This is a genomic window from Oscillospiraceae bacterium, assembly GCA_015068645.1.
In the GTDB taxonomy this organism is placed as follows: Bacteria; Bacillota; Clostridia; order UMGS1840; family UMGS1840; genus SIG452.
The window spans coordinates 38,540-63,460 of sequence record SVKD01000006.1 but is presented as its reverse complement, the minus strand read 5'-3'; the positions used below and the strand labels follow the sequence as shown (position 1 = coordinate 63,460).

Sequence of the window (24,921 nt, the reverse complement as noted above, 5' to 3'; positions counted from 1 at the left end):
TCAAAATATATGAATCAATTGAAATTTTGTCCGTTATTTTCAGGAAGTAACGGTAACTCTATTTTCATATCCTATAAAGGCACCCGCATCCTGGTGGACTGCGGGTGCAGCTTTAAGCGCATTCGTGAGTCATTGGATTCCATCGGGGAAGACATCGGCAAACTGGATGCCGTTTTTTTAACCCACGCTCACACTGACCACACCTCAGCCCTTCCCATGATGATGAAGCATCTTAATGTGAAGGTGTGTGGCACCAAAGGCACATTAATTGAACTCTATCCCAAAATCTGCGACTATTCTGAACGCATTTTTCAGATTGACCGTAATCAGAGTGTGGGTGTTTTGGATTTACGGATTGAATCTTTCCCTGTTCCACATGATGCCTGTCACACTGTGGGATACAATCTGTTTGCCGACGAAAAAACCATCAGCATCCTGACAGACGTTGGTCATTTGGCAGAGAATTTATTTACCGATGTAAAAGGAAAAGAACTGGTTTTCTTAGAATCCAATCACGACTTAAATGCTTTGGAAAATTGCTCCTATCCTTTCCATTTAAAACAAAGAATCCGTGGAAATGAAGGGCACCTTTCCAATGAAAATGCAGGAAAATTTGCCACACATCTGATAAAAGGCGGTACGAAAAAAATCATTTTGGGCCACTTAAGCGGTGAAGCAAACACTTCCGAACTTGCATTTCACACGGTAGAAGATGTGTTAAAAGAATCCAAAATCAAAGTGAATCAAGACGCGGAGCTTTCCGTGTCACACCGCGGTATGCTTGGTGAGGTGGTATTATTATGATAAAAACCACCATTATCACCGTTGGAAAAATTAAAGAGGAAGCAACTCGTAATCTGATTTCAGAATATGAAAAGAGACTGAAAAAATATACCGATTTTACCCATATTGAGGTTCCTGACTTACCGTTAAGCGACCGTCCGGGAGAAAAAGAAATCGAATCGGTTCTCAAAAAAGAGGGAATACAAATTCTAAAAAATATTCCTAAGAATATGGTGCCGGTTGCAATGGCAATCAACGGCAAACAGTATTCCTCCGAAGAATTTGCCGAGCTGATTGACAAAAAGGCTACAGAAGGCGGGATGTGCTTTATTATCGGCAGCTCTCACGGGTTGCATCCTGATGTGCTCGCCGCCTGCCGAATGAAAATATCTATGTCTAAAATGACCTTCCCTCATAATCTTGCCCGTTTGTTTTTAACAGAGCAAATTTACCGTGGCTTTAAAATTTTAAACCATGAAAGCTATCATAAGTAAACAAAAAAGTCCGTTATCAAAACGGACTTTTTTATTGTAAATACAACAAGGTTCCGGGGCACCCGACCGCAATCTTCGATTGCGTCATCGGGTCGGGTTCTTATTTGCCATATTCCACTTTTAAAAACCGGTAATTTCAGTACATTTTTCCAATCGTTCAACATCTGTAATTCCGGCATATTCACATTGATAAGCCTCACCATCTGAAGTGGCAACTGTCACAGTTTTTTCAAAACCATCATCACTTGTTACGATCATTGTTTCGTCGTGCTCTGCAATCGTTTCGCCATCAACCGTTCCTTCCGGAAAATGAATCTGAATTTCAAATTCATCGGTACCGAGCTCAGTTACTTTCACAACACTTCCGGCAACATTGTAAGATCCCGGATACTGACCATCCGTAAAACGTTCTCCATTAAAATGCATCAAATAAGCTAAGCCATCGGAAATTTCTCCGACCCACCAGCCCTGAAGTTCATCTATCAGGGTTTCTTCGGTAAGGTTGGAAGCACCCTTTTCTTCAGAATTCTCCGGAGATATCAAACGTTCCACAGGATTGCAAGCGCATAAAGATACAATCATCAAACAAACCAGCAACATACTGATAAGCTTTTTCATAAAAATTCTCCTTCCTGTGTTTAGTAATTGGAAACATTTTTAATCTGCTACAATTTCTTCACATTTTGCAAACAGTTCATCATCAGTGGTTCCTGCATATTGGCATTCATAAACATTGCCCTGTTCATCAGTTACCGTCATCTGATTTTCAAAGCTGTCGTCACTTTTTACGATAAAAATTTTGTCATGTGCCGGGATAAGCTCCTCATAAATATATCCATCAGGAAAATGAATGGTAAGTTCGAATTCTTCAGCACCTACATTTCTGAACAAAGAAATATTTCCGGAAAGTCCACCCTCGCTTCTGTAATGTCCGTCAGAAAAACGATTTCCGCTAAATTGCAGGAAATAGCCGTCGGGACTTACCCAGTTCCCCTGTACCTTAGACACAATACTTTCCCGGGAATCTTCGTCAGAACTCACAATCTCGGGAGCTTCCACATCGGAATCGATGGAACTTTCTTTAGCAGATTCCGGCTGTTTCGCTTCGTTTTTACCACAAGCGCATAAAGATAATGCCATCAGGACAACAAGTAAAATAGCAATTAGTTTTTTCATAGTGAACATTCTCCTAAATCAAAAAGATTATTAAACTAATCTTATCCTAGCATATTTCATCACAAAATTCAACAATTTTTTTAAAATGTATCAAAAATGAAATTTTATCAATACAAAAAAGACCGTTAAAAACGGTCTTTTTCTTTTTTGCTTTTCAATTAGATAGCTCTGATAACTCTACCGGATTTTAAGCATTTAGAGCAAACGGTAATTTTTTTCGGAGCACCGTCAACAATTGCTCTTACTTTTTTGATGTTGGGTTTCCAGGTTCTGTTGGATCTTCTGTGAGAGTGGGAAACCTGAATACCAAAAGTGGTAGCTTTGTTGCAAATTTCGCATTTTGCCATAGTCGATTGCACCTCCAAACAAATTAGATATAGTTTATATATCAGCGATTTTTTACACGGTTTTATAATGATGGTGCCGGTGAAGGGACTTGAACCCCCACGGTTTCCCTCACGATTTTGAGTCGCGCGCGTCTGCCATTCCGCCACACCGGCATATAAACACATAAGCTGACTTAAAATAATATATCACAAACAATCCTATTTGTCAAGAGATTTCAGGAATTTTTTTGTATTTTTCTTTCAGAATGTGACGAGCGGGAAATCGCGATTCCTATCTTGCCAAATGAAGTGCTCTCACAATGAAAGGGGATGCCCACCCTCCCCTACAAATGATGTTTCTTACATCAAACAAAAAGACGAAACCCATCAAAGATTCCGTCTTTGCTATTTCCATATTTTCTAAGGTGAAGAAAAATTGATGCAGAATTCGGAAATCGAATCAAGGCAACGCCTTGACGAGCCCGAAGCTGTACCGTGTGTACAGCGAGCGGTGAGGTTCATTCATTTAAGCCAATTTTTCAAACCGGATATGAAAGGTGCAGGAAAAGGATTCAGAATTCACAAACTGACCCCAAAGCCGTACACAGGTACTGCGAGAGGAGAAGTTTGTGAATAGCAAAAGGCATTATCAATCAAAATTTGTGCTAACAAATTTTCACCTTAAAAAACAAAAAGGCATAGAAACCTATGCCTTTTGCGTTCTGGATTCTTTTACAAGCCTTATTACATACCGGAGGTTGCGATGGAATCTACATAATCCATACCTTCAGTTACCATACCGAATGCCGCATAATCCCCATCCAGATGAGGTGCATCTGCATGCATAATGAAGAACTGGCTGCCTGCAGAATCGGGATCCATAGCTCTTGCCATGGAAAGCACACCACGGGTATGTTTTAAGTTGTTTTCTACGCCGTTAGAGGAGAATTCTCCTTTGATGGTGTAACCGGGGCCACCGGTACCGGTACCCTGAGGACATCCGCCCTGAATTACAAAACCGGGAATATTTCTGTGGAAAGTTAAACCATTGTAAAATCCTTTTTCAATTAAGGAAATAAAGTTTTCCACGGTGATGGGGGCTACATCAGGGTATAATTCTGCTTTGATGATACCGCCGGATTCCATTTCGATGGTCACAATAGGTTTTTGCGCATCAGTTTTATCCACGGTAACGGTTTTCATAGTAACAATTGCTTTCATATCAGCATCTCCTTTGGTTTGTGTGGTTTGTGTTGATTGTGTTGTCTGTTGCGTAGTTTCTTGTTCTGATGTCTGGCTGCAGCCTGTTAATACAAGCATAGTTGCCAACAGTACTAAACAAATTTTTTTCATTTTTTTACTCCTTTTTTTATTTACCGGTACTACCGAAGCCACCGGTACGGTCACCTTGAGCGTTATCGTCATCCGCTTTTAAAAATTTGGTGAAAATCCCCTGCCCGATTTTATCGCCTTTTTTAATGGTAATGGCAAAAGGCATAAAATTGTAAAAAGCAAACATGATATGACCGTCATTATCCGGATTGGAATAATAATCACTATCAATAATCCCAACGGAATTTGCTAAAATCAAGCCTTTTTTACCGGGATTGGAAGAACGATTGTAGATGGATAACACTTCATCCTCGCCCATATACGCTTTGATTCCGGTTTTTACCAACGTGGGTTTAATGGGTTCTTTGGATACCACTTTTTCCAATAGCTGAGCATAATAAGACGGAATCACGGTATCTTCGATAGCAAAAAAATCATAACCTGCGCTGTTTTTCGTAGAACGCTCGGGAAGTTTAATATCCCGTTCTAAAAAATCCTTGGCAACTTCAAAGCCTCTTTGTTTCATGATAACATACTCCTTTGCAATCAATCTTCTATATGATAACACAGTCTCTCAAAAAAATCAACCGCTTTTTCAAAAAACAAATCATTTTGTCGAACGATTTTTTCACTCTCACGACAAATTACAACGGACTTTTCATAGGGGCTATGCTACAATAAGAAAAACTGACAAAAATGAGGAATGAATATGGAAATTTTCTTTGAAGAACAAAACGACACTCTAATGATACTGCTTCGGGGAGAACTTGATCATCATAACAGTATTGGCATGCGGGAACAACTTGCTTTAAAACTGTCGGAGAAAAACTACCGACGAATCATTTTCAACTTAGAAGGTCTTGACTTTATGGACAGCTCCGGCATCAGTTTTGTTGCCTATGGCTACAAGCTTGCCTCCGTTTTTGATGCCCGTACTTATATATATACCACCAACCAACGTTACCAAAGAATATTTACCATGGCAAATATGCAAGAACTGGTTACCATTCTCTCCCACGGAAAGGAGCTTTGCAAACTATGGAAATTCTAAATGAAATGCGATTGATGTTTTTATCCAAATCGGAAAACGAAGGCTTTGCACGTATTACAGCTGCAGCATTCATTTCTCCGTTAGACCCCACTGTTTCAGAGCTTGTGGAAGTAAAAACTTCTGTTTCGGAAGCAGTTTCCAATGCAGTCATCCACGGATATGATAAAACAGTTGGCGTTATCACGCTGGAGATGCGTCTTTTTTCCGATTACAGCGTGGAAATCACTGTAACCGACTCGGGAAAAGGAATCCCCGATATCGAAAAAGCGAGAGAACCCCTTTTCACCACCAAAACTGAAGAAGAACGCTCGGGAATGGGATTCACCGTAATGGAATCCTTTATGGATATTTTGGAAGTGGACTCGGCACCGAGAAAAGGTACCCGTATTTTTATGAAAAAACGGCTTCACCCCAACCATACATAACAACAGAAAACCTGCTAAGAAGACGAGGTGTGCTATGTTGTTTGACAAAAACAACGAACTGATTAAGTTGGCAAAAATGGGAGATACTGCTGCGATGGAGCAGCTTTTTTCTCTCAATATGGGCTTGGTAAAAAAAATTGCTCTACGATTTTTAAACCGCGGAATTGAGCCGGACGATGCCATTCAGATTGGTTGTATCGGATTGCAAAAAGCCATCGAAAAATTTGATTTTTCTTACGATGTGCAATTTTCTACCTATGCAGTTCCCATGATTATGGGAGAAATCAAACGATTCCTCCGGGATGATGGTGCGGTAAAAGTGTCCCGATATATCAAGGAAAATTCCTATAAAATCAATCGATATTTAGAAGACTATAAAAACAAATTTTTCAAAGATCCTAAAATCACAGAAATTTCTGAAGCCACGGGAATTCCCGAAGACGATGTGGTCACCGCCCTTTCCTACACGCCCACCTGCGAATCGCTCTACGCCCCCATGGGAGACGACGGCTCTGTAATGCTGATGGATAAGATTCCCGGCGAAGAACATCAGGAAGAAAAAATTGTGGAATATATGGCATTGCACGAACTGTTACAAAAATTGCCCCAACGGGAACAAACTGTTATCAGACTTCGTTATTTTGAAGATAAAACCCAAAACGAAGTGGCAAAACAATTAAATATTTCCCAAGTGCAAGTCTCTAGAATTGAGAAAAAAATTATTGAGGGTTTACGAAAAAAACTAACCTGCTCATAAGAAGAAAACAGTATGGAATCCATACTGTTTTCTTCTTTTCGTTTGTTTGGCAATTTCAGTATATCGTTGTTTGATAAGATTGTCAAGAGTAAATAGCAAGGAATATAAGCGGGACGATGTGGGCATCGTCCCCTACATTTTACAAACAGCAATGCCAAAAACAAAAAGACGAAATTCAAATTTTTTAATCCCTTGGATTTCGTCTTTTTCTTTTGTTAAGTCAGGTGCAGAAAAAGGGCATAGAATTTGCAAACTGAACCGAAGGGTTACCCGAAGGCGTACATCGGTACGCCGAGAGGTGAAGTTTGCAGATAGCAAAAGGCATTTTAAATCAAAATTTGTGCCAACAAATTTTCACCTTAAACAAAAAGGCATAGGAAATAAATCCTATGCCTTTTGCGCTCTATGTTCTTTTTCAAGCCGTAGCCTATTTTACGACGATGTTTACAAGTTTGCCCGGAACAACAATGGTTTTTACCACAGTTTTTCCGTCAATCATTGCTTTTACTGCATCAGATTCCATTACGGTTTTTTCAATTTCGTCTTTGGAAAGGTTTGCAGCAATGACTAATTTATCTTTGATTTTACCGTTTAACTGGATTACGATTTCGCATTCGTTATCCACAGTTTTTGCTTCATCGTATTTGGGCCAAGCGGTCTGGTTTAACATACCTTCAAAGCCTAAGAGTACCCACATTTCTTCGGTTAAGTGAGGCGCAAAGGGATTTAACAAGGTGATGAAGATTTTTAATTCTTCTTTGGTTAAACCGCGATTATCATAGATGGCATTTAACAAGCTCATCAAACTTGCGATACCGGTGTTGAATTTTAAGGATTCGATATCGGAAGACACTTTTTTGATGGTCTTATGAATTTCTTTTTCCAGTTTGCCGGTGGAGGTTTCCTGAATCATAGTGAGGAGTGCGTGTACTCTTTCTAAGAATCTTACGCAGCCCTTGATACCCTGCTGACTCCAGGGAGCAGCTTTTTCAAAGTCACCGATGAACATTTCATATAAACGCATGGTGTCGGCACCGTAATCTCTTACGATATCGTCAGGATTTACCACGTTGCCACGGGATTTGGACATTTTTTCGCCGTTTTCCCCTAAAATCATACCGTGAGAGGTACGTTTTGCATAGGGTTCTTTGGTGGGAACTACGCCGATATCATATAAGAATTTATGCCAGAAACGAGAGTAGAGTAAGTGCAGGGTGGTATGTTCCATACCGCCGTTGTACCAGTCTACGGGACCCCAGTATTCCAATGCTTCTTTGGATGCTAATGCATCGTCGTTATGGGGATCCATATAACGCAGGAAATACCAGGAAGAACCTGCCCACTGAGGCATGGTATCGGTTTCTCTTTTTGCAGGACCACCACAGCAAGGACAAGTGGTGTTCACCCAGTCGGTCATATTGGCTAACGGGCTTTCGCCGTTGTCGGTGGGTTCGTAGCTATCCACTTCGGGTAACAGTAAGGGCAGTTCGCTTTCGGGCAATGCCACTGCACCGCATTTTTCACAGTGTACAATCGGAATGGGTTCGCCCCAGTAACGCTGACGGGAGAATACCCAGTCACGCAGTTTATAGTTGACTTTGGATTCGCCTAATCCTTCTTTATCTAAGTATTCAATAATTGCTTTTTTGGCTTCGGCAACGCTTAAACCATCTAAGAAACCGGAGTTCACCATAGTGCCTTCTTCCACATCGGTGTATGCTTCGTTTTGCACATCACCACCTGCAACAACCTCAATGATGGGAAGATTAAATGCTTTTGCAAAGTCCCAGTCTCTTTCGTCATGAGCAGGTACTGCCATGATGGCACCGGTGCCGTAAGACATCAGTACGTAGTCGGATACGAAAATCGGGATTTCTTTCTGATTTACAGGGTTGATTGCACGGATTCCTTTTAATTCCACGCCGGTTTTATCTTTAGCAAGTTCGGTTCTTTCAAAGTCGGATTTTTTGGTAGCTTCCACCTGGTATGCTTTGATTTCATCTAAGTTTTCCAGTTTGTCCGCCCATTTTTCAATGTTGGGATGTTCGGGAGAAATTACCATATAGGTAGCACCGAATAAAGTGTCGGGACGGGTGGTGTATACTCTTAATTTTTCACCTGCGGTGGTTACAAAATCCACTTCTGCACCGGTGGAACGGCCAATCCAGTTTTTCTGCTGAGCTTTGACTCTATCGATGTAATCCACTTCGTCTAAATCGTCAATTAAACGCTGTGCATACTCGGTGATTTTCAACATCCACTGGGATTTTACTTTACGAACAACTTCGCTGCCGCAACGTTCACAAGCGCCCTGCACCACTTCTTCGTTTGCCAATACAACTTTACAGGAAGTACACCAGTTTACAGCCATTTCCTTTTTGTATGCCAAACCTTTTTTGAATAACTGCAGGAAAATCCACTGAGTCCATTTGTAGTAATTGGGGTCAGTGGTGTCGATTTCACGGGACCAGTCAAAAGAAAAGCCCAAGGATTTCAACTGACGTTTAAAGTTTGCGATGTTATTTTTGGTAACAGTTTTGGGATGAATTTTATTTTTGATGGCAAAGTTTTCGGTGGGCAGACCAAACGCGTCCCATCCCATAGGATAAAGCACATTGTAGCCATCCAGTCTTTTTTTACGAGCAACAATATCCAATGCGGTGTAAGAACGGGGATGTCCTACGTGCAAACCCTGACCGGAGGGATATGGAAATTCTACCAATGCCATAAATTTGGGCTTGGTAAAATCGTTGGTTGCTTTAAAGGTCTGGTTATCGTCCCAGATTTTTTGCCATTTTTGTTCGATTTCGGTAAAGTTGTACATCACTTATTCCTCCTCTTTCCAAGTAATCTGTTCGGCATCCTGCCACAGACGTTCCAAACTGTAAAACATTCTGGAATCTTTCTGGAAGATGTTTACGTTCACATCGTTATAATCCATCAGCACCCATTCTGCAGACACATAACCTTCAATGTGAAGGGGTGCTTCAATGTCTTTCATTTTTTCTTCCACTTCACCTGCCAAGGCTTTGATGTGGGTATTGGAAGTACCTGATGCGATAACAAAATACTCCCACACAGACGAAGATTCTGCCACTTTTAACACAGTAACGTCCTCTGCTTTCTTATTGTCTAACACATTTGCTAAAAATATCGCTTTTTCTAATGCTTCCATAATTAGCGTCCTTTCTGCTCCCGTTCCAGCAGGTCGTTTCGCACTTCCAACAGCACAGGAGATATTTTTAAATGTTCTTCCACCAAAGATAAAATGGTGGTATCAATTCCTTTGATGATTGCCGTATTCAGATTGGAAAAAGTGGCTTCTCTTAATTCTTCCACCCCCGAAAAATTACGGCACGGCTCAATATAATCTGCCATATAAATCAGCTTGTCGAAGGTGGTCATATCTTTGTGACCCATGGTGTGATACCGAATCCCTGACAACAGCTTTTTTTCTTTGATATTGTATTTCTTTTTCACAAACCCTGCCCCTGCAGGAGCGTGCAACATTTTAGGATATGCCACTTCATCAGGATGAAGCTCAATTTTTTTGCAAAGGTCCAATTGTTTATCAAGTGGCATCCGCTTTGCAATATCGTGAAGTAACCCTGCAAAATACGCTTGTTTCGGGTCTTCATCATATCGGATTGCCATACGGTACGCCGTCACCGCAACGCCGATACTGTGAAGAAAGCGTTTTTCTTCGATATAATTTTTTAAGTCTTCCTCGTAGGAATCATATTCTCCCACACTTTGGCAGCCGTATAATCCTTTTCGGATAATATACTGATACACCAAGAAGGGAAGCTTATGAAAAATGTAGGTGCCCTGCTCCAATTCCTTGCGGATTTCGGTGGAGGATATATCCCAATCAAAAGCAATGAGAATAGGTTTTACGCCAAAAAGTTCCGAAATCGCTTTGGCGCCTTCTTGGGTCTTCTCAAATCCTGCTCTGCCAAAGAACACCAATTTCGCTAAAGTACAAATCACTTCCGGATGCTTCCACTTGGGAAAATAATCTAAATTATCCATCCCCATCAAGAAATAAATCTCGTCGTCGGGATGTTCCTTTTTAAAATCCGTCAGCGTTTCATAGGTATAAGAATGAGCTTCTTTTCTGATTTCGTAATCAGAAATTTTCACCTTATCGATATCAGAAAATGCAATTTTTACCATATTTAAACGGTCAATCCCGTCGGTTCTGTCCTCTTTATGAGGGGGATTTCCGTTTGGCATCACATAAAGCAAATCTAATCCGAGTGCATCAATTGCCGTTTTGCAAAGCTCAATATGGCCCTGATGAACAGGGTCAAAGGTACCGCCAAATACCCCGATTTTCATAGGATCACTCACTTATTTCAGTTCAATTTTCACTTTATCCGGATTGGAAGAACGGCGATAAATCACCACTTTGGAGCCAACGGCAGACACCGCTTCGCAGCCAAGTTCTTCACATAATTCTGCCATAGCTTCTTTAGTGGTATAAAAAGAGTTTTTTAAAACAGAAACTTTAATCAGCTCTTTTGCTTCTAAAGCTTCTTCCATCTGCGCCAAAAATTCAGCGGTAATTCCGTTTTTTCCAATCTGATAGAGTGCAGGCAAATCATTTGCCAGACTTCTTAACTGTGCTCTTTGTTTGGTTGTAATCATATTGTTTGATTCCTTCTTCTAATATCGTTTTGATATGGTTTAAATATGTAATATCTTCTTTGGTAAATTCAGTCTGCAAAAACAAATCTTCTCGTTTGGCTAAGGTTGCCATCAGGCTTTGTTCTCTACGGTATTTTGAAATGTTTTTATGGTGACCTGATAACAGCACATCAGGCACTTTTCCGTACTTAGTTTCTGCAGGACGGGTATACTGAGGATATTCCAACAGTTCTCCCTGATGGGTTTCCTGTAGTGAGGAATCATCCTCTGCAAGTACCCCTGGAACCAACCGTAAAATCGCGTCAGACATCACTGCCGCCGCCAGTTCTCCGCCGGTTAACACAAAATCGCCTAAGGATAATTCCAAGTCACAGATGGTTTCATTGACCCGCTCGTCAATGCCCTCATAGTGACCGCAAATAATGCAAATATTCTCTTTTTTCGCCAGTTCGTTAGCCACTTTTTGGGTGAAGGGAATCCCTTTGGGAGACATCATAATGCAGAAAGGTTTTTCTTCTCCCTCTTTGGTTAAGCTGTCATAAGCACGAATGATTGGTTCGTGTTTAAAGAGCATTCCCAAATCTCCGCCAAAGGGATAATCGTCCACACGATTATGCTTATCCTCGGAAAAATCGCGGATATTGACCGCCTGCACGTCTATGATGCCTTTATCTCTGGCACGCTTTATTATGCTTTCTCCCAAAAAGTTTTCAATCATTTCGGGAAAAATGGTTAAAATACTCAATTTCATCTGAATACCCAACCTCTATAACAGCCCTTCAATGGGCGTAATGGTCATTTTTTTATCAGTGACGGAAATGAAAGGAATAAACTCTTTCACTCTGGGAATCATCACTTCCCCGCCGTCTTCTTTTTTTAATACAAAAATATCGGTGGGACCGTTCTGAAGCACTTCCTTCACTTCTCCCGCATAATTGCCGTCTTCCAAGTATGCCTTCACGCCGATTAAATCCGCAATGTAAAACACGCCTTCAGGAAGGGGCGGCAGTGCATCTTTTTCGGCAAAAACCTTTTGATTCTTTAGGGTTTCTGCCATTTCAACAGTATCAATCCCTACAAGTTTCAAGATAACCTGGTCCTTATAGTATTTGATACTTTCGATTTCATATTCGGTATTCTTTACAATTACCGAATCCAGCTCTTCAAAAAATTCTTTGTAGTCGCAATAATGGATTACCTTAATTTCGCCCCGTAATCCTCTTACATTATTCACATAGCCGAGTTCCATTAAAGTACCCATTATCTGCACCTCTTTATCTGTTTGGAAAATGGCAAGTATTCCAAACGGAACACTTGCCACTTTAGTTGTTTCCCAAAAAATTTACACAATATCCACGATGGTTTTTTTGCGATCTCTGGGAGTTGCCGCTTTGGCAATGCTTCTGATAGACTGAGCAATTCTGCCCTGTTTGCCGATTACTCTGCCCATATCTTCGGGAGCAACGCTGATTTTATAAATAAAAGCGTTTTCCCCTTCGTGTTCTTCGATCACAACTGCGTCTTCGTTTTCCACGATAGATTTTACAAGAAAGGTCAATAAATCTTTCATTTTCTAGCTCCTCGAACCGTTATTATTTGATTACGTCGATTTTTTTCAGTAATACTTTTACGGTATCGGTAGGCTGAGCGCCGTTTGCTAACCATTTTTTCGCTAAGTCTGCATCAATGTCAATGGTGTTGGGGTTGGTCATGGGATTGTAGGTACCGATTTCTTCGATGAATCTACCATCTCTGGGGTATCTGGAATCTGCAACTACAACTCTGTAGAAGGGTGCTCTTTTAGCGCCAAGTCTTTTTAATCTGATTTTTACTGCCATTTTTTTCTCCTCTTTTGCCCAATTGCGGGCATCTTTCTATAAAAATATTTTTTTAAACTTTTTGATACCGGGGTTACACCCCTTATTTTAGTATCGGGCAAAGCCCTTTTTGGATATAGGAATTATTCTTTCATTCCCATGCTGCTCATCATGCCCTTCATCTTACGGGCAAATTTTTTGTTGTTTTTAAATTCCTTCATCATTTTATTCATCATTTCAAGCTCTTTCGTCAAAGAGTTGATATCCTGAATGGTGGTACCGCTTCCTGCAGCAATACGTTTTTTTCTGGAGAAGGACATCAATTTCGGATTGGTTCGTTCTTCTTCAGTCATCGACTGGATGATTGCCTTGGAACGAACAAATTTATTTTCATCAATGTTGGCTTCATCAATTGCTTTTTTGTTGATACCGGGTAAGAAACCTAGTAAATCCTTGATGGACCCCATCTTCTGAATCTGCTGGAGCTGAATCAAATAATCCGCATAGTCCATACCACGGTTTTCTCTTAATTTTTCTTCCAGTTCCAAAGCTTTTTTCTCGTCAACTTCCTGGCTGACCCTTTCAATTAAGGAAAGCACATCCCCCATCCCTAAAATACGGGATACCATACGTTCGGGATAGAAAGGTTCCAAGTCAGACGGCTTTTCGCCAACTGCTGCAAATTTGACGGGTTTTCCCACAACTGCTCTGACAGACAATGCTGCACCGCCACGGGAGTCACCGTCCAATTTAGTTAAAATCAAACCATCCAGAGCAAGCGCTTCATCAAAGGCTTTAGCAGAATTTACCGCATCCTGACCGGACAGGGCATCAATCACCAACAGCACCTCGGTGGGATTCACTGCGGCATTGATACGTTTGATTTCATCCATCATATCGTCATCAATATGCAAACGACCTGCGGTATCGATGATAACAATATCGTTTAAGTTACGAGCTGCAAAATCCAAAGAGTCTTTTGCAATTTTCACCGCATCTTTGGAGCCGTCGATGGTAAAGACGGGAATATTAAGCCCTGCTCCCAGGGTTTTTAACTGATCGATCGCTGCGGGACGATAAACGTCACAAGCGGTTAACAAAGGCTTTTTGCCTTGTTTTCTTAAATGAAGTGCTAATTTTGCAGCGGTAGTGGTTTTACCTGCCCCCTGCAACCCTGCAAGCAGAATTACCGTAGGAGGACGGTCAGCAATCTTGATTTTTTCATTGCCGCTCCCCATTAACGCAATCAGTTCTTCATTTACAATTTTAATTACCATCTGTGCAGGAGTTAAAGATTCCAAAACTTCGGTACCAACGGCACGCTCGGTAATTTTTGCAACCAAATCTTTTACTACTTTAAAGTTAACATCTGCTTCCAACAAGGAAAGGCGTACCTGACGCATCGCAAGTTTTACATCTTCCTGAGTCAGTTTTCCTTTGCCGCGAAGGGATTTAAAGACGTTATCCAATTTTTCTCTTAAGGAGTCAAACATTTTTGCAGTTCTCCTTTCATTACAATCTATCTATCAGTTCTGAAATTTCGTTTATGATTTTTTCATCCAAACCGGAAAGTTTTTTTGAAATTTGTTCTTTCACGATTTCTTTTTGCATCTCTTTTTCATACAAGTGCAGAACACTTTCATATTCTTCCAGATGCTCACATCCTTTTTTGATGCACTCATGCACACCCTGACGGGAAATACTCAAATGTTCTCCGATTTCCAACAGAGAGAGGTCCTCATTATAGTATAAATCCAAGGCGCTGCGCTGTTTTTCGGTGAGTAATTCGCCATAATAATCAAGCAAAACGCCGTATTTAATTTCCTTCATCAGACCATATCTCCCTACCATAGTGTAAAGTAAAAATACTTGACATACGGTATTGTACTATAAAAGTCCCCGTTTGTCAAGTATTTTCTAAGAAAAAATCAATGTTTTTTGTTATTTTCAGAAAGATTTTATATAGATTGCCCGTGGTCGTCACGCCCTACCGCCAATTTTAAAGAATTTACAATTCATTAGGTTTCCTTTGTGCAGAAAAATGAGAATAGAATTTGGAAATTGAATAAGAACCCGATCCGATAGCGCAATCTAAGATTGCGATCGGGCAGCCCGGAGCCTTGACGAATCTTCGTACAACATTTGCGCAGAAAAATGGATGCAGAATGGAGAAAGTGAACACCGAAGGTGGTTACCCGAAGCCGTACGTTCTGTACGGCGAGCGGTGAACTTCATCCATTGTGCGTCATTTTTCAAGCAAACAAAAAAATGGGGCCACCGCACTTTTGTGCAATGACCCCACAATTCCAAATTTGAAACTGAAATTATTTCAGTTCTACAGTTGCGCCAGCGCCTTCTAATTTGGTTTTGATTTCTTCAGCGTCTTCTTTGGAAGCGCCTTCTTTAATTTTAGAGGGAACGCCTTCTACCATGTCTTTCGCTTCTTTTAAGCCTAAGCCGGTGATTTCTCTAACAACTTTGATAACGTCTAATTTTTTGTCGCCGAAAGAGGTCATAACAACGTCAAATTCGGTTTTTTCTTCAGCAGCACCGCCTGCAGCAGCACCACCAGCAGCAACAACTACTGCACCTGCAGCAGCGCTTACGCCAAATTCTTCTTCTAATGCGGAAACTAAATCAGCCAGTTCCAGCACGGTTAATTCTTTAACTTCTTCGATTAATTTAGTAATTTTTTCGCTCATTTTTTATTCCTCCATTTTCTGTGCAATTTCGCACCTATTTTGAGATGAACACTAGGCAACGATTACGCGCCCTGTCCTTCTTTTTGTTCTTTGATCTGGTTGATAACTCTTGCAAATGCGGAAATAGGAGCTTTTAAGCCGCCAAATGCTTTTGCAAGTAAGGTTTCTTTGGAAGGTAATTTTGCGATTTTTTCGATTTCTGCCTGTTCCAGCATTTTTCCTTCGAAGAAACCGGTTTTGATTTCTAATTTTTTGTTCTTTTCGATGAACTCGCTAACGATACGGATCGGAGCGATAGGATCATCAATACCGATTGCTAAAGCGGTGGGGCCTTCTAAGTAGGGGCACAGACCAGCTAAATCAGTATCTTTTACAGCAAAGTTTAATAAGGTGTTTTTCACAACGCTGTATTCAACGTTTGCTTCTCTCATCTGTTTACGCAGAGCAGTATCTTCTTCTACGGTGATACCGCAGTAGTTTACTAAAACACCGGAGTTTGCTTTTGCCATTTTTTCAGACAATTCAACAACAACCTGCTGTTTTGCTTTTAACACTTTGTTACTTGGCATTTTACATACACCTCCATCTACCAAAAAAATAACTGTCCTCACAAAGACAAAATGAGGACAGTTAGGAAAAAATACGTTATCAATATAAAATAAATAACAAATTTTATCGTCTTCCTCGATAGGCGAATTTTAAGGTTGGAATCCAACCGCCTATTGTCTTTGGAACAAACCTTGACAATTATATCACAAATATGACAGTTTGTCAAGGGAATTTTTTAATTTTTAATCACAAAATTAGTCAGTTAATTTGGACTGGTTGATTTTGATACCGGGGCCCATAGTAGAAGCAACAGAAACGCTTCTTAAATACTGACCTTTTGCAGCTGCCGGTTTTGCTTTGATAACAGCGCCCATTAAAGCATTGAAGTTTTCCAGCAGTTTTTCTGCGCCAAAGGAAACTTTTCCGATGGGACAGTGGATGATGTTGGTTTTATCCAGACGGTATTCAATTTTACCGCTCTTGATATCAGCGATTGCTTTTGCAACGTCCATAGTAACGGTGCCGGCTTTGGGGTTGGGCATTAAGCCTTTGGGACCTAATACTTTACCTAATCTACCAACAACGCCCATCATATCGGGGGTTGCAACAACAACGTCAAATTCAAACCAGTTTTCACCCTGGATTTTGGTAACCAGTTCTTCTGCACCAACGTAATCAGCACCAGCAGCTTCTGCTTCTGCTAATTTATCGCCTTTTGCAAATACTAAAACTCTAACAGTTTTACCGGTACCGTGGGGCAGAATAACAGCACCTCTAACCTGCTGGTCAGCGTGTCTGGAGTCTACACCCAGTTTTACATGCAGTTCAACAGTTTCGTCGAACTTAGCTTTTGCTGCTTTGCAAACCAATTCCATAGCTTCCTGAGAATCATAGAGTTTGGTTCTTTCAATCAGTTTCGCAGCGTCCTGATATTTTTTTCCTCTAAACATAATTAATCCTCCTGTGGTTATTTGAATGTTCGGATTTTGTCATAAAATCCGAGTTGCGAGATTAAAAAATCTCTCCCACGTCTTTGTATGAATCCCGTAATTATTCTTCTACGGTGATACCCATACTGCGGGCAGTACCTGCGATCATGCTCATTGCTGCTTCGATGGAGCCTGCATTTAAGTCGGGCATTTTCTGTTCAGCAATTTTCTGTAAATCAGCTTTGGAAACGGTAGCAACCTTGGTTTTGTTGGGAACCCCGGAACCGCTTTCAATTTTACAAGCTTTTTTCAACAGTACTGCTGCCGGCGGAGTTTTGGTAATGAAAGAGAAAGAACGGTCAGCATAAACGGTAATAACTACCGGGATAACTAACCCCATATCGTTCTTGGTTCTTTCGTTGAACTCTTTGGTAAATTGCATAATGTTAACACCGTGCTGACCCAGTGCAGGACCAACCGGCGGTGCGGGTGTTGCCTTACCTGCTTCAATCTGAAGTTTAATAAAGCCTACAACCTTCTGTGCCATAAAGAACACCTCCTATTAAGAAAAAATGTGGTAATGATGCGGGATCCGAAAAATCCTTTTTTGGGGATTTTTCAACCCTCCCACGCAAAGCAAACCCTTGCTCTGCTGTATCTAAGTGCATAGAATGCGCTTATTCTAATGTGATTATTCGACCTTTTCGGCCTGTCCGAATTCAAATTCCACCGGTGTTTCACGGCCGAGCATAGATACCAGTACGGTAAATTTCTCTTCTGCCATGTTGATGGACTGAACCACTCCAATAAAGCCCTCGAAAGAGCCTTCGGTAATGCGAACGTCGTCTCCAACCTCGAAATCTAATTCGATGACTCTCTTTTCCAATTCCATACTGATGATTTCTTCTTCAGTCAGCGGAACGGGTTTGGACCCTGGTCCAACGAAACCGGTAACACCTCTGGTATTTCTTACGATATACCAGGTATCGTTATCCATGGTCATCTTTAAGAATAAGTAACCGGGAAATTTCTTTCTCTTGATTACTTTCTTCTGATCATCTTTTATTTCAACTACTTCTTCTTCCGGCAGTTTGATTTCCACAATATTATTGTGAAGACCGCGGTTTTCCACCATTTTTTCCAAATTGGTTTTCACCTTGTTTTCATAACCGGAAAAGGTGTGAACGACATACCATTTTGCAGTTTCCATAAAACAGCAGTCGCCTCCCTTATTTAATAATTGCTTTTAATGCTGTGGAGAAAGCGTAATCCAACACAAAAATGAATAACCCGATAATAATAACAGAAGCAATAACCATACCGGTATTGTTTAAAATCTGTTTGAAAGACGGCCAAGTCACTTTTTTGAATTCAGATTTAACGCCCTTGAAATATTTTACAATTCCGTTCTGTTTCTTTTCATTTCCAGCCATTGTCGTTCATTCCTTTCTAAAAGCACCCTGACGGGCACCCTTTTCTACAGAAATCCATGCTGCAATCCTGCATATATACATTATATATACAAAACGGGATACTCCCCGACCGCAAAAATTTGCCGTCGGCAATCAAACCAAAATGAATTATTTGGTTTCTTTATGCAGAGTATGTTTTCTGCAGAATCTGCAATATTTGTTCATTTCCAATCTTTCGGGATCGTTTTTCTTGTTTTTCATAGTGTCGTAGTTTCTCTGTTTACATTCGGTACAAGCTAAAGTAATTTTTACTCTCATCTTTTAAACACCTCCGCCAATTTATAGTATTTTAATTTACTGATGTTAAGTGCCCCAAAATGCAGCATATAAGGCTCCGTTTGACGCATTTTTTTACCTGCAAAAACATATTTTTTTGCACAAAAAAATAACGCCTAAACTAAGGGCATTACTTAATATAACATATTCCATTTTATTTGTCAATACTTTTTTCCAACTTTTTTCTTTTAAATTTTAGTGAGAAACAAAAAAACGTAAGGGCGGAACCGCTCCGCCCTTACTGTGTTTTTGGTATGCCGATGGATCAATACTCACCAATCATATCATAGCCACCTGACAAAATGTTTCCGTTTCGATCCACCAGATATTTCCATCCATCATGATAGTACAAAATATATCCATCATCAGTTACAAGAAATTCACTGTATTCACTTTGTTCTTCGCAGATACATGTTCCGTCGGAATTGATAACGCCGCTAAAATCGCCATGGTAAACTACCGCTAATCCCGAATAGAAATCGCTAGCATAATCCCAATAAGGTTCCCATACATAGTATCCATGCTGATTAATGTAGCCCCATTTATCGTTCACCATCACAGCCGCTCGCCCATCAGAAAAATCCAACGCATAGTCAAACTGGGGTTCCGCTACATAATAGCCGCTTTGATTAATATAACCATATTTACCTCCAACTTCAACACGCGCCAACCCTTCGGAAAAATCAGATGCCCAATCAAACTGAGGAGGAACCACATAATATCCATTTTGACCGATATAACCGCATTTACCGTTAACTTCCACGACAGCTAATCCTCCGGAAAAATCATATGCCCAATCAAACTGAGGATGAACTTCAAAATATCCATACCGACTCATATATCCCCATTTATCTCCAACTTGCACACACGCAAGTCCCTCTGAAAAATCATATCCATCATCCAACCACGGTTCCACTTCATAATAGCCGCTTTGATTAATATAACCATATTTGCCGCCAACTTCAACAAGTGCCAATCCCTCAGAAAAAGCATAAGCACAATCAAACTGAGGAAGAACCACATAATATCCATTCTGACCGATATAACCGCATTTACCGTTAACTTCCACGGTAGCTAACCCTTCGGAAAAATCATATGCCCAATCAAACTGAGGAGGAACCACATAATATCCATTCTGACCGATATAACCCCATTTACCGTTAACTTCCACGGCAGCTAATCCTTCAGAAAAATCAGATGCCCAATCAAACTGAGGCTTCGCTACATAGTTTCCTGCAGTATTGATGTAACCCCATTTGTCGTCAACTTTCACGGCAGCTAATCCTTCGGAAAAATCATATGCATAATCAAATCGAAGAGCTAGTTTGCGATCTCCGTTTTGATTGATATATCCATATCTGTCATATTGGCTTACAATAGCCAACCCATCACTGAACGCAGGCCAATTTGCATTTCCGACAACAGCCCCCATCTGGATAAAAACAAAAAGCATCGCCAGGAAAATTCCCATCATTCGTTTACATCGTTTCATCATATTTCCTCCTTTTTTTTACCTGATCAATTGATACCAATCAATCATATTCTTACTCTCACAGTATAACATATCCACTTCAATTTGTAAACCATTTTCTGCCAAATGATACAAAAAAACCGACCTTCAGAAGAAAGTCGGTTCTTATGATTCGTATTAAACAAATTATTCAGCAGGAGTAGCTTCGCCCGTACTGTGATTTCTATGGTAACATCAGCTTAATAACCAAACATATCATATCCGTCTGACAAAATGTTTCCGTACTGATCCACCAGATATGTGCTTCCATCATAATAGTACAAAATGTGTCCACCCAGAGTTACATCAAGGTCACCGTATTCACTTTGTTCTTCGCACACAGATTGCCCGCCGGAATTGATAACGGCACTAAAATCACCATGATGAACTACCGCTAAGCCCGAATGGAAAGAACTTGCATCATCCCAATAAGGCTCCCACATATAGTACCCGTTCTGATTGATATATCCCCATTTATCCCCAACTTGAACAACTGCCAATCCTTCGGAAAAACCAGATGCAAAATCAAATTGAGGTTTCGCTACATAATCCCCCTTCGTATTAATGTAACCATACCTATTTCCAACTTGAACAACTGCCAATCCTTCGGAAAAGTCCCATGCAAAATCAAATTGAGGTTTTGCCACATAATTCCCCTTCGTATTAATGTAACCGTACCTATTTCCAACTCGAACACGAGCCAATCCTTCGAAAAAGTCCCATGCATAATCAAATCGAGGCTTCACTACATAATAGCCATTCTGACCAATATATCCCCATTTATCACCAACTCGAACAGGAGCCAATCCTTCGGAAAAATCATATGCCCTATCAAACTGAGGAAGAACCACATAATATCCATTTTGACCGATATAACCCCATTTACCGTTAACTTCCACGGCAGCTAATCCTTCGGAAAAATCATATGCATAATCAAACTGAGGTTTCGCTACGTAATAACCATTCTGACCCATATATCCCCATTTATCCCCCACTTGGACAACTGCCAATCCTTCGGAAAAATCAGATGCATAATCAAATTGAGGCTCCACTACATAATAGCCACTTTTATCAATAAATCCCCATTTATCCCCCACTCGGACAACTGCCAATCCTTCGGAAAAATTAGATGCATAATCAAACTGAGGTTTCGCTACGTAATAACCATCGCGTCCGATATATCCCCATTTATCACCAACTTGGACACGAGCCAATCCTTCGGAAAAACAAGACGCAAAATCAAATTGAAGAGGAATTGCGAGGTCTCCTGATTGATTGATATAACCATATTTGCCGTCGCGACATACAACTGCCAGACCATTATAAAAAGGCCTCTCTAAACGCCCCCCATCACTTGCATATCCTGAAATCACTTCCAATTGACCAATCAAAAAAAGCATCGCCAGGAAAATCCCCATCATTCGTTTACATCGTTTCATCATTTTTCCTCCTTTTTGATTTACCTGATCAATTGATACCAATCAATCATATTCTTACTTTCACAGTATAACATATCCACTTCAATTTGTAAACCATTTCCTGCCAAATAATACAAAAAAACCGACCTTCAAAAGAAAGTCGGTTCTTACGATTCGTATGAAACAAATTATTCAGCAGTAGTACCTTCTTCAACGTTTTCGGTTTCAACTGTTTCGGTTTCAACAGTTTCGGTTTCAACGTTTTCAGTTTCAACAGTTTCAGTTTCAACGTTCTCAGTTTCAGAAGGAACAACTCCAGCATCAGCAGGAACGGTGCCATCAGCAACAGGCTGAATATCAACAGGAGCACCGGTGGGCTGCATCATACCGGCAGGAATGGTGGTTTCTGCTTTCGGCATACTTCTCTGAACAAAGAGACCTAACAGAACAGAGCTGATTAAGAATAAAATTGCAACTACGGTAGTCAGTTTTTTCAATTTTGCATCAACAGTTCTGCCTTTATTCTTACCAAAGAAGGTTTCTGCACCGCCTGCAATTGCACCGGACAGACCTTCCTGATTGCTATTTTGGAATAAAACAGCAACAATTAAAATTAAAGATAAAATAATTTGAACGATTAACGTTACAACTACGGACGGATTGTTAAACATGTTAAATAACTCCTCTATTACATTATATTTTATTCTGCCCCGGAACAGCCGTTGCATATGGGCAGAATTCTACCCTCATTTTTCTATCACTAAGAAATAATACCACACATTTTTTAAAAAATCAAGTAAAATCTGAAAATTTTTTAATTTTTTTTAAAAAAACTTGACACATTCCACTTTTTTTGCTATAATCACTATTGTTCTTTTTGGAGAGCAACGATAAAATATGAATAAGCAGCTGTGGCGGAATCGGCAGACGCGCTACTTTGAGGGGGTAGTGAGAACACTCTCGTATGGGTTCAAGTCCCATCAGCTGCACCAAATGAAAAAAGTTATCCGTAAGGATAGCTTTTTTATTTCCTGATGGGACTTGAAGCCTAAGAGGGCACGAGTCGTTTAGAAAACAGTTCAGTGAACTGTTTTTAGACGAGTGGTGCGAAGACGGGTACCGAAGCCATAGGCTTGGGTCGTCGAGCAGTCAGGGCGCATTGCGACCGTGTCCCATCAGCTGCACCAAACAAAAAGTTATCCGCAAGGATAGCTTTTTTATTTCCTGATGGGACTTGAAGCCTAAGAGGGCACGATTTTTTAAAATACAATTCAGTAAAATTTGAATCTTTTCTGTCAAAAAATAAAAAATACATTGCTTTTTATCAAAAAAGGTGATATAATATCGACATTCGACAAAAAAAGGAGGAATCGGAATGCTGAACAAATTGTTTGGAAAAACAATCGACCCAACAGATCAGGATTTCACTTATCATAAACGAAGAATTATTTATTTTATGTTGGCACCCCTCATTTTGCTGATTTCCCTGGAAGTTATGCATTTATCCTATCCCCTTGCGATAGTGGTATTCTTCCGGTCTAAATATTTCTTCGTAAAATGGTTGATCACTTATGCCTTTCTGTTATGCTGGCAAAGCTTTTTCTATGCATTGACGCAACATGCTTTTGTTGCAAATTTGCTGAACACCCTATTGATGTTTATGATTGCTTACACCAGTGAGGTAATGGGACGTTTAAACGGAAACCCACTATTGCCCAGCAATTTACTTTTGATATCCAACGTGAAGGAAATCGCTTCCTTTGTGAAAATCCCATTTATTCCGTCTGCGTTGATTGCACTACTCATCAATGTGTGGTCTTTGTATCATCATTATTGTCTTTTGGCTTCCTGTCCCGTCAAAAGGCGATGGTATCATCGAGTAGCATACGGTGTGGTTGCCGTAATCTTATTTATGCTGGTCAATAACACAATGTGCTATAACTTTAAATTCCGTCGGAAAACCTTATCCAAAATGGATGTGAAAATTTCAGCATTCAACCCCATTGAAGATTATCAGGCAAATGGGGCCATCCTCACCTTTTTCCCGCGAATTGGTGACTTGATTGTCCCTCAGCCCGAAGGATATCACGAAAATTCTATTATGACAATGAAACCGGAATATCAGAAAAAAGTTCCTGAAGCTGCCCCCGTAAAAGCAAACGTAATCATTATTCAGAATGAATCCTGGTGGGACCCTTCTGTGTTACCGGAAGTAACCTACAACAAAGACTTACTGGAAGGAATTCATTCTCTCTCAGAAAACACCTTAACGGGAACCTTCCAAACCCCCGTATACTCCGGCGGAACCTGTATGCCGGAATTCGAAGTCATTACCGGAATTCCCACGTATCTGCTCCCCTCAGCGGCATACCCGTATTCGCAGTACATCACCGAATACACCCCCTCTATTGTTTCTGCCTATCGGGATCAGGGATATCAAACCATTGCACTGCACCCTTATAAAAAGAATTTTTACAATCGTTCCACCGCTTATCCGCTTCTCGGTTTTGATGAATTTAAAGGAATCGACGATTTTACCTATCAGGATAAATCAGGAGCCTATATTGACGATATGGCTTGTGTGAAACAGATTATTGATGAATTCGAAGGTAAAACCTCCGAACGCATTATGGAATTTATTGTGACCATGGAAAATCACGGCGGTTACAAAAATCCCCGTTACGATTCTTTTGATTTTGAAATGGAAGCACCTACCCTCTCAGAAGAAGATTACATGGATTTAAAACGATTTTCTCAAGGGGTTTACAATGCAGACAAATCCTTTATGGCGCTGGTAGATTATTTTGAAGATGTGGAAGAACCCGTGATTATTGCAATGTTTGGTGACCATTTACCCTTACTTGGCACCAACGGAAGCACCTATATGGATTCCGGCTTTGTTGAAAAAAGCGACACCTTTACCTCATCAAAACATCCTCACCTTTATGAAACGCCCTATGTGGTATGGACCAATTATCCCATGCCCGACTTTGAGCTTTCTCCGAGAATCAGCGGAAACACTTTAGGGCTGAAAGTCTTCTTAGCAAGCGGAAACAAAGCACCTTGGCATCTTATGGTATTTGATGAATTCTCCGACCGTTATCCTGCCACAGTGAACACCGCAATCTATAATGCCGAAATGGAAAAAATTGATAACATTCTCCCGGAAGATGCAAAATTGATGGATCAGGTTGATCTTTTGATTTATGATATCCTTCACGGAGAGCAATACTGTACGCAATAACAATAAAAAA

The 24,921-nt window shown here is 40.5% G+C and carries 31 protein-coding genes and 2 tRNA genes; 7 read left to right on the top strand and 26 right to left on the bottom strand.

What is annotated here, in order from left to right:
* Positions 1 to 9 precede the first annotated feature (9 nt).
* On the top strand, positions 10 to 804 hold the full coding sequence (locus E7413_03820; protein ID MBE7018988.1) for an MBL fold metallo-hydrolase: 795 nt from the start codon (positions 10 to 12) through the stop codon (positions 802 to 804).
* Positions 804 to 1,277, top strand: a complete 474-nt coding sequence (locus E7413_03815; GenBank protein MBE7018987.1) for a 23S rRNA (pseudouridine(1915)-N(3))-methyltransferase RlmH — start codon at positions 804 to 806, stop codon at positions 1,275 to 1,277. The genes E7413_03820 and E7413_03815 overlap by 1 nt, the downstream gene beginning before the upstream one ends.
* A gap of 120 nt (positions 1,278 to 1,397) precedes the next feature.
* Here E7413_03815 and E7413_03810 read toward each other — a convergent pair whose 3' ends face one another.
* From E7413_03810 to E7413_03785, 6 genes are all read right to left on the bottom strand, one after another.
* A complete protein-coding gene (locus E7413_03810; GenBank protein ID MBE7018986.1) occupies positions 1,398 to 1,895 on the bottom strand; it encodes a hypothetical protein in 498 nt (165 codons plus the stop codon).
* A 39-nt stretch (positions 1,896 to 1,934) separates the two neighbouring features.
* Positions 1,935 to 2,453 carry a hypothetical protein gene (locus E7413_03805; GenBank protein MBE7018985.1) on the bottom strand — a complete coding sequence of 173 codons (519 nt, stop codon included), beginning with the start codon at positions 2,451 to 2,453 and terminating at the stop codon, positions 1,935 to 1,937.
* A 158-nt stretch (positions 2,454 to 2,611) separates the two neighbouring features.
* Positions 2,612 to 2,800 carry a 50S ribosomal protein L28 gene (gene rpmB / locus E7413_03800; GenBank protein MBE7018984.1) on the bottom strand — a complete coding sequence of 63 codons (189 nt, stop codon included), beginning with the start codon at positions 2,798 to 2,800 and terminating at the stop codon, positions 2,612 to 2,614.
* 71 nt (positions 2,801 to 2,871) lie between these two features.
* A tRNA-Leu gene (locus tag E7413_03795) sits at positions 2,872 to 2,953 on the bottom strand.
* A gap of 570 nt (positions 2,954 to 3,523) precedes the next feature.
* The gene (locus E7413_03790) at positions 3,524 to 4,099 is read right to left on the bottom strand and encodes a peptidylprolyl isomerase (GenBank protein MBE7018983.1); all 576 of its coding nucleotides are present in this window, start codon (positions 4,097 to 4,099) and stop codon (positions 3,524 to 3,526) included.
* A gap of 49 nt (positions 4,100 to 4,148) precedes the next feature.
* On the bottom strand, positions 4,149 to 4,637 hold the full coding sequence (locus E7413_03785) for a dUTP diphosphatase (GenBank protein ID MBE7018982.1): 489 nt from the start codon (positions 4,635 to 4,637) through the stop codon (positions 4,149 to 4,151).
* A 177-nt stretch (positions 4,638 to 4,814) separates the two neighbouring features.
* Between E7413_03785 and E7413_03780 the strand changes: the two genes are divergently transcribed.
* From E7413_03780 to E7413_03770, 3 genes are read left to right on the top strand one after another with little or no spacing between them, the layout of a single operon-like run.
* Positions 4,815 to 5,162 (top strand): STAS domain-containing protein, encoded by a 348-nt coding sequence (locus E7413_03780; protein ID MBE7018981.1) that lies wholly within the window; start codon positions 4,815 to 4,817, stop codon positions 5,160 to 5,162.
* Complete coding sequence (locus E7413_03775) at positions 5,150 to 5,587, top strand: anti-sigma F factor (GenBank protein MBE7018980.1); 438 nt, start codon at positions 5,150 to 5,152, stop codon at positions 5,585 to 5,587. The genes E7413_03780 and E7413_03775 overlap by 13 nt, the downstream gene beginning before the upstream one ends.
* Before the next feature lie 34 nt (positions 5,588 to 5,621).
* Positions 5,622 to 6,344, top strand: coding sequence for a SigB/SigF/SigG family RNA polymerase sigma factor (locus E7413_03770; protein ID MBE7018979.1), 723 nt, complete (start codon positions 5,622 to 5,624; stop codon positions 6,342 to 6,344).
* 427 nt (positions 6,345 to 6,771) lie between these two features.
* Here the strand turns inward: E7413_03770 and E7413_03765 are convergent, their stop codons facing one another.
* From E7413_03765 to secG, 20 genes are all read right to left on the bottom strand, one after another.
* Complete coding sequence (locus E7413_03765) at positions 6,772 to 9,171, bottom strand: leucine--tRNA ligase (GenBank protein MBE7018978.1); 2,400 nt, start codon at positions 9,169 to 9,171, stop codon at positions 6,772 to 6,774.
* A complete protein-coding gene (rsfS, locus tag E7413_03760; protein ID MBE7018977.1) occupies positions 9,172 to 9,519 on the bottom strand; it encodes a ribosome silencing factor in 348 nt (115 codons plus the stop codon).
* A gap of 2 nt (positions 9,520 to 9,521) precedes the next feature.
* A complete protein-coding gene (gene nadD, locus E7413_03755) occupies positions 9,522 to 10,685 on the bottom strand; it encodes a nicotinate (nicotinamide) nucleotide adenylyltransferase (protein ID MBE7018976.1) in 1,164 nt (387 codons plus the stop codon).
* 12 nt (positions 10,686 to 10,697) lie between these two features.
* Positions 10,698 to 10,994: a YhbY family RNA-binding protein gene (locus E7413_03750; GenBank protein MBE7018975.1), complete on the bottom strand. Its 297-nt coding sequence runs from the start codon at positions 10,992 to 10,994 to the stop codon at positions 10,698 to 10,700.
* Positions 10,948 to 11,745: a tRNA (guanosine(37)-N1)-methyltransferase TrmD gene (trmD, locus tag E7413_03745; protein MBE7018974.1), complete on the bottom strand. Its 798-nt coding sequence runs from the start codon at positions 11,743 to 11,745 to the stop codon at positions 10,948 to 10,950. The genes E7413_03750 and trmD overlap by 47 nt, the downstream gene beginning before the upstream one ends.
* A gap of 15 nt (positions 11,746 to 11,760) precedes the next feature.
* Complete coding sequence (gene rimM / locus E7413_03740) at positions 11,761 to 12,255, bottom strand: 16S rRNA processing protein RimM (GenBank protein MBE7018973.1); 495 nt, start codon at positions 12,253 to 12,255, stop codon at positions 11,761 to 11,763.
* 81 nt (positions 12,256 to 12,336) lie between these two features.
* On the bottom strand, positions 12,337 to 12,564 hold the full coding sequence (locus E7413_03735) for a KH domain-containing protein (protein MBE7018972.1): 228 nt from the start codon (positions 12,562 to 12,564) through the stop codon (positions 12,337 to 12,339).
* Positions 12,565 to 12,586: 22 nt separating this feature from the next.
* Positions 12,587 to 12,832, bottom strand: coding sequence for a 30S ribosomal protein S16 (gene rpsP, locus E7413_03730; GenBank protein ID MBE7018971.1), 246 nt, complete (start codon positions 12,830 to 12,832; stop codon positions 12,587 to 12,589).
* A 122-nt stretch (positions 12,833 to 12,954) separates the two neighbouring features.
* Positions 12,955 to 14,304: a signal recognition particle protein gene (locus tag E7413_03725; protein MBE7018970.1), complete on the bottom strand. Its 1,350-nt coding sequence runs from the start codon at positions 14,302 to 14,304 to the stop codon at positions 12,955 to 12,957.
* A 19-nt stretch (positions 14,305 to 14,323) separates the two neighbouring features.
* Positions 14,324 to 14,644, bottom strand: a complete 321-nt coding sequence (locus tag E7413_03720) for a DNA-binding protein (GenBank protein ID MBE7018969.1) — start codon at positions 14,642 to 14,644, stop codon at positions 14,324 to 14,326.
* Positions 14,645 to 15,135: 491 nt separating this feature from the next.
* A complete protein-coding gene (locus E7413_03715) occupies positions 15,136 to 15,513 on the bottom strand; it encodes a 50S ribosomal protein L7/L12 (GenBank protein ID MBE7018968.1) in 378 nt (125 codons plus the stop codon).
* A gap of 62 nt (positions 15,514 to 15,575) precedes the next feature.
* Positions 15,576 to 16,082: a 50S ribosomal protein L10 gene (locus tag E7413_03710; protein MBE7018967.1), complete on the bottom strand. Its 507-nt coding sequence runs from the start codon at positions 16,080 to 16,082 to the stop codon at positions 15,576 to 15,578.
* A gap of 234 nt (positions 16,083 to 16,316) precedes the next feature.
* Positions 16,317 to 17,012: a 50S ribosomal protein L1 gene (locus E7413_03705; protein ID MBE7018966.1), complete on the bottom strand. Its 696-nt coding sequence runs from the start codon at positions 17,010 to 17,012 to the stop codon at positions 16,317 to 16,319.
* 100 nt (positions 17,013 to 17,112) lie between these two features.
* Entirely contained in the window at positions 17,113 to 17,538 is a 426-nt protein-coding gene (gene rplK / locus E7413_03700; protein ID MBE7018965.1) for a 50S ribosomal protein L11, read from the bottom strand.
* 144 nt (positions 17,539 to 17,682) lie between these two features.
* Positions 17,683 to 18,201: a transcription termination/antitermination factor NusG gene (gene nusG, locus E7413_03695; protein MBE7018964.1), complete on the bottom strand. Its 519-nt coding sequence runs from the start codon at positions 18,199 to 18,201 to the stop codon at positions 17,683 to 17,685.
* 19 nt (positions 18,202 to 18,220) lie between these two features.
* Complete coding sequence (gene secE / locus E7413_03690) at positions 18,221 to 18,424, bottom strand: preprotein translocase subunit SecE (protein MBE7018963.1); 204 nt, start codon at positions 18,422 to 18,424, stop codon at positions 18,221 to 18,223.
* A gap of 147 nt (positions 18,425 to 18,571) precedes the next feature.
* Entirely contained in the window at positions 18,572 to 18,721 is a 150-nt protein-coding gene (gene rpmG, locus E7413_03685) for a 50S ribosomal protein L33 (GenBank protein MBE7018962.1), read from the bottom strand.
* 283 nt (positions 18,722 to 19,004) lie between these two features.
* The gene (locus E7413_03680; protein ID MBE7018961.1) at positions 19,005 to 20,234 is read right to left on the bottom strand and encodes a WG repeat-containing protein; all 1,230 of its coding nucleotides are present in this window, start codon (positions 20,232 to 20,234) and stop codon (positions 19,005 to 19,007) included.
* A 215-nt stretch (positions 20,235 to 20,449) separates the two neighbouring features.
* Entirely contained in the window at positions 20,450 to 21,691 is a 1,242-nt protein-coding gene (locus E7413_03675; GenBank protein MBE7018960.1) for a WG repeat-containing protein, read from the bottom strand.
* A 164-nt stretch (positions 21,692 to 21,855) separates the two neighbouring features.
* Positions 21,856 to 22,338 carry a preprotein translocase subunit SecG gene (gene secG, locus E7413_03670; GenBank protein MBE7018959.1) on the bottom strand — a complete coding sequence of 161 codons (483 nt, stop codon included), beginning with the start codon at positions 22,336 to 22,338 and terminating at the stop codon, positions 21,856 to 21,858.
* A gap of 234 nt (positions 22,339 to 22,572) precedes the next feature.
* On the opposite strand from secG, the gene E7413_03665 reads away from it, so the two are divergent.
* Together E7413_03665 and E7413_03660 are read left to right on the top strand one after the other, a co-directional pair.
* Positions 22,573 to 22,659 (top strand) — tRNA-Leu (locus E7413_03665).
* A gap of 383 nt (positions 22,660 to 23,042) precedes the next feature.
* Positions 23,043 to 24,911 carry a hypothetical protein gene (locus E7413_03660; GenBank protein ID MBE7018958.1) on the top strand — a complete coding sequence of 623 codons (1,869 nt, stop codon included), beginning with the start codon at positions 23,043 to 23,045 and terminating at the stop codon, positions 24,909 to 24,911.
* The last annotated feature ends 10 nt before the right edge of the window (positions 24,912 to 24,921 follow it).

Coding starts and splice junctions, on each gene's coding strand:
- E7413_03820 (MBE7018988.1), top strand. CDS start 10: ATGAATCAATTGAAATTTTGTCCGTTATTTTCAGGAAGTAACGGTAAC.
- E7413_03810 (MBE7018986.1), bottom strand. CDS start 1,895: ATGAAAAAGCTTATCAGTATGTTGCTGGTTTGTTTGATGATTGTATCT.
- E7413_03805 (MBE7018985.1), bottom strand. CDS start 2,453: ATGAAAAAACTAATTGCTATTTTACTTGTTGTCCTGATGGCATTATCT.
- rpmB (MBE7018984.1), bottom strand. CDS start 2,800: ATGGCAAAATGCGAAATTTGCAACAAAGCTACCACTTTTGGTATTCAG.
- E7413_03790 (MBE7018983.1), bottom strand. CDS start 4,099: ATGCTTGTATTAACAGGCTGCAGCCAGACATCAGAACAAGAAACTACG.
- E7413_03785 (MBE7018982.1), bottom strand. CDS start 4,637: ATGAAACAAAGAGGCTTTGAAGTTGCCAAGGATTTTTTAGAACGGGAT.
- E7413_03780 (MBE7018981.1), top strand. CDS start 4,815: ATGAATATGGAAATTTTCTTTGAAGAACAAAACGACACTCTAATGATA.
- E7413_03775 (MBE7018980.1), top strand. CDS start 5,150: ATGGAAATTCTAAATGAAATGCGATTGATGTTTTTATCCAAATCGGAA.
- E7413_03770 (MBE7018979.1), top strand. CDS start 5,622: ATGTTGTTTGACAAAAACAACGAACTGATTAAGTTGGCAAAAATGGGA.
- rsfS (MBE7018977.1), bottom strand. CDS start 9,519: ATGGAAGCATTAGAAAAAGCGATATTTTTAGCAAATGTGTTAGACAAT.
- nadD (MBE7018976.1), bottom strand. CDS start 10,685: ATGAAAATCGGGGTATTTGGCGGTACCTTTGACCCTGTTCATCAGGGC.
- E7413_03750 (MBE7018975.1), bottom strand. CDS start 10,994: ATGATTACAACCAAACAAAGAGCACAGTTAAGAAGTCTGGCAAATGAT.
- trmD (MBE7018974.1), bottom strand. CDS start 11,745: ATGAAATTGAGTATTTTAACCATTTTTCCCGAAATGATTGAAAACTTT.
- rimM (MBE7018973.1), bottom strand. CDS start 12,255: ATGGGTACTTTAATGGAACTCGGCTATGTGAATAATGTAAGAGGATTA.
- E7413_03735 (MBE7018972.1), bottom strand. CDS start 12,564: ATGAAAGATTTATTGACCTTTCTTGTAAAATCTATCGTGGAAAACGAA.
- rpsP (MBE7018971.1), bottom strand. CDS start 12,832: ATGGCAGTAAAAATCAGATTAAAAAGACTTGGCGCTAAAAGAGCACCC.
- E7413_03725 (MBE7018970.1), bottom strand. CDS start 14,304: ATGTTTGACTCCTTAAGAGAAAAATTGGATAACGTCTTTAAATCCCTT.
- E7413_03715 (MBE7018968.1), bottom strand. CDS start 15,513: ATGAGCGAAAAAATTACTAAATTAATCGAAGAAGTTAAAGAATTAACC.
- E7413_03710 (MBE7018967.1), bottom strand. CDS start 16,082: ATGCCAAGTAACAAAGTGTTAAAAGCAAAACAGCAGGTTGTTGTTGAA.
- E7413_03705 (MBE7018966.1), bottom strand. CDS start 17,012: ATGTTTAGAGGAAAAAAATATCAGGACGCTGCGAAACTGATTGAAAGA.
- rplK (MBE7018965.1), bottom strand. CDS start 17,538: ATGGCACAGAAGGTTGTAGGCTTTATTAAACTTCAGATTGAAGCAGGT.
- nusG (MBE7018964.1), bottom strand. CDS start 18,201: ATGGAAACTGCAAAATGGTATGTCGTTCACACCTTTTCCGGTTATGAA.
- secE (MBE7018963.1), bottom strand. CDS start 18,424: ATGGCTGGAAATGAAAAGAAACAGAACGGAATTGTAAAATATTTCAAG.
- rpmG (MBE7018962.1), bottom strand. CDS start 18,721: ATGAGAGTAAAAATTACTTTAGCTTGTACCGAATGTAAACAGAGAAAC.
- E7413_03680 (MBE7018961.1), bottom strand. CDS start 20,234: ATGATGAAACGATGTAAACGAATGATGGGAATTTTCCTGGCGATGCTT.
- E7413_03675 (MBE7018960.1), bottom strand. CDS start 21,691: ATGATGAAACGATGTAAACGAATGATGGGGATTTTCCTGGCGATGCTT.
- secG (MBE7018959.1), bottom strand. CDS start 22,338: ATGTTTAACAATCCGTCCGTAGTTGTAACGTTAATCGTTCAAATTATT.
- E7413_03660 (MBE7018958.1), top strand. CDS start 23,043: ATGCTGAACAAATTGTTTGGAAAAACAATCGACCCAACAGATCAGGAT.